The 5,602-nt window shown below is 65.8% G+C and carries 4 protein-coding genes; 2 read left to right on the forward strand and 2 right to left on the reverse strand.

The window, feature by feature from the left end; translation table 11 throughout:
* Positions 1–1,068: 1,068 nt before the first annotated feature.
* Entirely contained in the window at positions 1,069–1,917 is an 849-nt protein-coding gene (locus ABZ453_RS50260; RefSeq protein ID WP_359026667.1) for a hypothetical protein, read from the forward strand.
* A 212-nt stretch (positions 1,918–2,129) separates the two neighbouring features.
* Positions 2,130–3,713, forward strand: coding sequence for an IS4 family transposase (locus tag ABZ453_RS50265; RefSeq protein WP_359026673.1), 1,584 nt, complete (start codon positions 2,130–2,132; stop codon positions 3,711–3,713).
* Between the two features lie 425 nt (positions 3,714–4,138).
* On the opposite strand, the gene ABZ453_RS50270 is transcribed toward ABZ453_RS50265, so the two are convergent.
* Complete coding sequence (locus tag ABZ453_RS50270; protein ID WP_359026669.1) at positions 4,139–4,363, reverse strand: hypothetical protein; 225 nt, start codon at positions 4,361–4,363, stop codon at positions 4,139–4,141.
* Between the two features lie 234 nt (positions 4,364–4,597).
* Positions 4,598–5,602: transposase (locus ABZ453_RS50275; protein ID WP_359026671.1), on the reverse strand; the 1,005-nt coding region annotated here is incomplete at its 5' end.

Consider the following 5,602-nt stretch of genomic DNA (forward strand, 5'->3'; position numbering starts at 1 on the left):
CTTCAACCAGCACCCCGGCCAGGTGTTCAGAGCCCCTGAGCTGCACGAACTCCTCGGCATGCCCACCGACGAAGCGACCGTCAACATCACCCGCATGCTGCGTACTGCGCTCGCGTGACCCTCAGGGCCTGCGCCAGGAGATGTGGGCACTGCTGACGGTCCACCAGCTTTTGCGGATGACGATGGCAGCGCCACCGATGCCGTGCCCGGATGCGATCCGGACCGGGCCTGCTTCACCGCGGCCCTGGCCGCCGCCCGCGACAGCGTCACCCGTGGCGCTGAAGGTCTGCACCGTCCGTCCCGGCCCGCTCTTCCCCTACACCGTCCAGGCCATGGAGATCAAGCGCCGCCGCACCCACCGCAAGAGACCGGCAGGGTAGAGACGAAGACCGTCTACGCGGTCACCAGCCTCACGCCCGGACAGGCCAGATCGGCACAACTCGCCGAACTCGTAGAGAATCACTGGTCAGTTGAGGCCCTGCACCACGTGAGAGACGTGACCTTCGGCGAGGACGCCTCCCGACTACGCACAGGAACCGCACCCCGAGCCATGGCCACCCTGCGCAACCTCGCCATCGGACTCATACGCCAAGCAGGCTGGACCAACATCGCTGCTGCAGCTGATCACTACAGGTCACGCCCCACCCTGAGACCGACACGCTCCGACTCACAGCCTGTAGATATGAGCCAAGGTCACTTGCCTCTACTCGGGCGACTTCCTGTGCTGGATCGTGCGGAGTACACACGTCCCACGAATGCTTCAGGCAACGTTCGCATGCTACCCAGATCGCAGCACCAAGCAGTCAAGGCCCCTACGGGAGTTCGGATGGATAACAGAGTTCACCCGGTGTCCTGGGACGGCGATAAAAGTCACTGAGCGTTTTCAGCAGTCACACATCAGAGTGATGGGCACCTTTCGGCTGACTGCCTCCTCACCTGCGACTCAGCCGAGGAGTCGACCACGAGGTCGTCACTCGATCGGTGGCCACTCTGAAGAAGCTCACTGAACCGACAGAGCTGCGCATCCGGCTCCCATAGGCCATCTATTTAAAGAGGAAACCGAATCTCGTGGCTGAACATGCGTCCACCCGTCCCCACATCACCCGCAGAGCGATGATGGGATCCACCGCCCTTTTCATTGCCGGTACGCCACTCGCGATGAGCGGGTATGCGTCGGCACTCACCCCGCCCAGAGCCGTTTCAGGGGGCGGCGAACTCCAATGGAACCCGAATCCGGCATCGGTCGGCCTCCATGGGTTCGAGGGAATCGAAGCTGACCGTGAAGGCAGGTTCCCCGACCGAAAGTACGTCTCCGTGGAGAACGGCGACCATTACCGCTTCAACATCTGGGCGGATGACCGCGACTCGACAGGCGGCGGTGACCGCCAGCGCACCGAGTCCAAGGGAATGGTGCAGGACGGCACGACCCAGAAGATGCGCAACGGGGAGAAGTGGACCATCTCGTACGAGATGTTCATGCCGTCCACATTGCACGGTACCAGCAAGTTCACCCATATCTTCCAGACCAAGACACCAGCGACTAACGGAGGTCCCTGGGTCACTCTGGACTTAAGCCGCAGCGGCAGCAAGGAAACGCTGCGGGCTCGCGCTTACAGCACTTCCGGAGCGCCGGACATCGCGTCCACCGACTTGGCTCCCCTGCGCAACAAGTGGATCAGTATCGAGTGGACACTCACCATAGGAAGCTCGGGGGCGGCACGCTTTGTCGCGCACGACGGCACCGACGCGTCCGCCAAAGTTGTTACGGACGGGCAGCTGAGCCATGTGAACATCCCCAGCCAAGGGGACTACGTACGGCCTAAGTGGGGCATCTACCGATCGGTCGAGAGTGCCTCGTCTGACATCATCGACACCTATCTGCTGACGCGAAACTACCAGGCGTATCGCATCAGCTAGTAGACTGTTGCGGCTAAGACGAGGGCCTTCCCCCAAGGCCGGGTAGTTAGCGTCATCGCAGGTAACGCAAGTGAGTTGAAGGATTTCCGACGCAGAGCAACGGAGCTCGTTGGTACAGGCAGTCGACCAAGACAGCTTGTCCCGAAGGAGCTCCGTTGCCCCGTCATTGTGTCCTGCCGTCTGCGCTGACGGCCATCACCCGAACGGTCACTGTGGCCGGAGGCCGGTTCGCTCCTGGGCATCTGGGGGAGCTGACGGCAGTCGTGCCGTTTGAGCTGGTGGACGCGGTCCTTGCGGAGACGAGGACGGTGCAGCAGCGGCTGCGTGATCTTCCATCGCGGGTCGGGGTCTACTTCCTGCTGGCGATGTGCCTGTTCCCCGAGGTCGGCTATCGCCTCGTCTGGGACAAGCTGACCGCGGGTCTGTCCGGGATGCCGGTGGTCTGTCCGTCGGCGAAGGCGTTGCGTGACCTGCGCCGGCGGATCGGCAGCACGCCGGTGCGGGCGTTGTTCGAGGTGCTCGCCGGGTTGCTGGCCCGGCCGACGACGCCAGGAGTGTGTTTCGGTTCGTACCGGATGGTGTCGTTCGACGGCTGCAGCTCGCTGAGGGTTCCCGATTCCGAGCGCAACCGGGCCTGGCTGGGCAGGACGTCGCATCATGGCTACCCGACGCTGGAGTTGATGACGCTGGTCGAGACCGGCACCCGGGCTCTGGTCGGCGGGGTGTTCGGCCCCACCGCCGAGGGTGAGACGAGCTACGCCGGCCGGCTGCTGCATCTGCTGCGGCCGGACATGCTGGTGCTGTGGGACAAGGGATTCGACAGCAATGCCTTCCTCGCGCAGGTCACCGACACCGGCGCCCAGGTCCTGGGCCGGCTCCGCAGCAACCGGCGCACGCCGGTCCTCACGCGCCTCGCTGACGGCTCCTATCTGTCGGTGATCGGCACCGTGAAAGTGCGGATCATCGACGCACAGATCGCCGTGACCTGCGCGGACGGCACATCCTTCACCGGGTCCTACCGACTGGTCACGACCCTGACCGACGCCCGCCGTCACCCCGCCACCGCGCTGGTGGGCCTCTATCACCAGCGCTGGGAACACGAATCGGCGTACTACGCGCTCCGCCACACCATCATGAACGGCCGCAACCTGCGCTCGGGCGACCCGGCAGGCATCGAGCAGGAGATGTGGTCCCTGCTCACGCTCTACCAGGCCCTGCGCACCGTGATGGTCACTGCCGCCGAGTCCCTCCCCGGCACCGACCCGGACCGCTGCTGTTTCAACATCACGCTCCACACCGCCCGCGACCAGGTGATCCAGGCCAACGGCATCGTCAGCGCGGACACCGATCGGGACACTCTCCTGGGGATGATCGGCCGTCGGATCCTGACCGGTCTGCTCCCGCCCCGCCGGCACCGGGTCAGCACCCGCAAGGTCAAGTCACCGATGTCCCGCTACAGCGAGCGCCACGCCGACGGCCGGCCCGGCACAAGCCACACCGTCACCCGCCTCGACGTCACCGTCATCGAACCCGTGGAGCAACCCGCGCTGCCCACGGCCTCCCGGGACGACCGACACGCCAGCCCTTCCGCGCGGCGCCGACACCGCATCCTGGCCCTGCTCCAGGAAGACCCCACGCGTCTGTGGCAACCCCGTGAGATCGCCGCCCACTTCGGCGATGTCACCCTGGAAACCATGTACAGACAACTGAATCGATGGGCCGCCAGCGGCCTCATCCACAAACTCGGCCCCGGCCTCTACGCCGCAACAGCATGGTCCCCAGTCTCACTTGCGTGACCTGCGAAAACGCTAACTACCCGGCCTTGGGGGAAGGCCCGTTGTCGCGTTGCACATGAGCAAGACACGACCGGGCAGGACGCCCCCTTTACTCCGGGGACAGTAGTGCGCTCCCGGCCAGCAAATACGCTCCGACCGGCACCTGCTGCTTTCCAGCGGCCAGTCCCTACGGCCCCGCTTGAACATCCCACCGGCGGGGGTCACCGTCACGAAGCCTCATCAGGGGTTCACTCGCGTTCGCCCATCCCGGTCTTCTCCTCGCCTGTAACCCCTGAGTGGAACAGGGGTCCTTGGGCTTCTTCCCCGAGCTTCGCACCCCACGGTTACCCGCGACGCACGTCGGAGCGGAGACAGGCCGTGCGCACTGGCCTGAGTACTACACCTCCGGCATCAGCCGAACCTCCAATCGGTGCCTCCCACTTCACTCATGCACCCTCACGTCGCACGTAGATGCCGGTAGCCTCCATCCCGACCAGCGTGATGCCCTCGGCGAGCAGCCAGTCCCGCATGGCCAGCAGGTCCCGGGTCATCGAGGAGAACGTCCGGGTCTCGGTACGACGGCGCTTGCCGGCGCCGGGCACGCGGATCGTGACCTTCACGTCCGCCTTGCTGATGTCGATCCCCGCACAGCGTTCGTGCAGCACTTCCATTGCCCCGGCACCCCCTTCCGACCACGGCCGCGAGCACATGACCGCCCGGCAGGGGTCCGGCAGGCCGATAACTCTAATACGCGCGCTCGAAGCAGCACTTCCGGGTGCCTGTCGATGAACCCCCAGCGTCCTACTAACTCACGGGCTCGGAACACGCCAAGAGCGCACGACGTCCGCCGGACGGCCACCCACCGATTTTCACCCACTCAGGGATCCTGCTGGCCAAATGTGAGGTCACGCGGCGGGTGTGAGGGCGAGTCGGGCGAGGTGGCTGGTGCGGGTGTGGTCGAGCGGCTGGCCGTTCCACCAGGCGTCGAGGCGGATCAGGTTGAGGGCGACGGCGGAGTAGACGTGCTCGAGGTGGGTCTTCCTGAGCCCGCGGTAGCGGGCCCGGCGGTTGCCGGTGACTGCCATGGCCTGGCGGATGCTGCCCTCGACGCCGGCCCGCAGCGCGTACTTCGCCCGCCATGTCTCGTCTTGCTGGGCGGTGTGGTTGGCGTGGATGAGTTCGTGCAGTGGCCGTGGCCGCAGGGTGAGTTGGCGGCCCCAGCGGGTGGCGTTGGTGCATTCGGCTCTGACCGGGCAGGGGCCGCAGTCGGCCTGGTCGAAGCGGACCACGATCACGTCGCGGCCCTTCTGCTTGGCCGGGCTCCAGAACCGGCTGGTGGCCCCCTCGGGGCAGATGGCCCGGCGGGCGTCCCAGTCGATAGCGAAGGCTTCGCGCTGGTAGCCGAGATTCTGCCGGTACTGGCGCGAGGTGCCGGTCAGCAGTGGAGTGACCAGGGTGATGCCGTAGGTGTCCTGGGCCCCGATGACGAGTTCGATGCTCGCGTAGCCGGAGTCCAGGTAGTGCTCGCCGGGCAGCAGGCCCCGGCCGTCGAGGGCCTGGTGGACGGGTTCAACGAGTTTCACGTCGGGCACGGTCGCGTCAGTGGTCGCGACATGGGTGATCACGTTCGGGACGGGCGGACGCGTCCGCCGACCGTGTCGTGGAGCCTCGTCCTCGGGCCGGGGCGGCTGGCAGACCTCGCTGATGTGCAGTTTGTACCCTGTCCAGCGCAGATCTTCCTTGCCGCCGTAGCGGGCATCGAGGTCGTAGGGCGAGGTCAGCCGCAAACTGCCGGGCGGGAGACCGTCTTTGTCCGCCTCCCGCCGCTTGACCACCTCCGCTCCGCTGCTGCCGGTGGTGATCAGGTAGTTCTGCACGGTGATCTGCCGCAGTGTCTGGACTGTGGGCAG

This window comes from Streptomyces sp. NPDC005799 (assembly GCF_040630525.1).
GTDB lineage: Bacteria > Actinomycetota > Actinomycetes > Streptomycetales > Streptomycetaceae > Streptomyces > Streptomyces griseorubiginosus_B.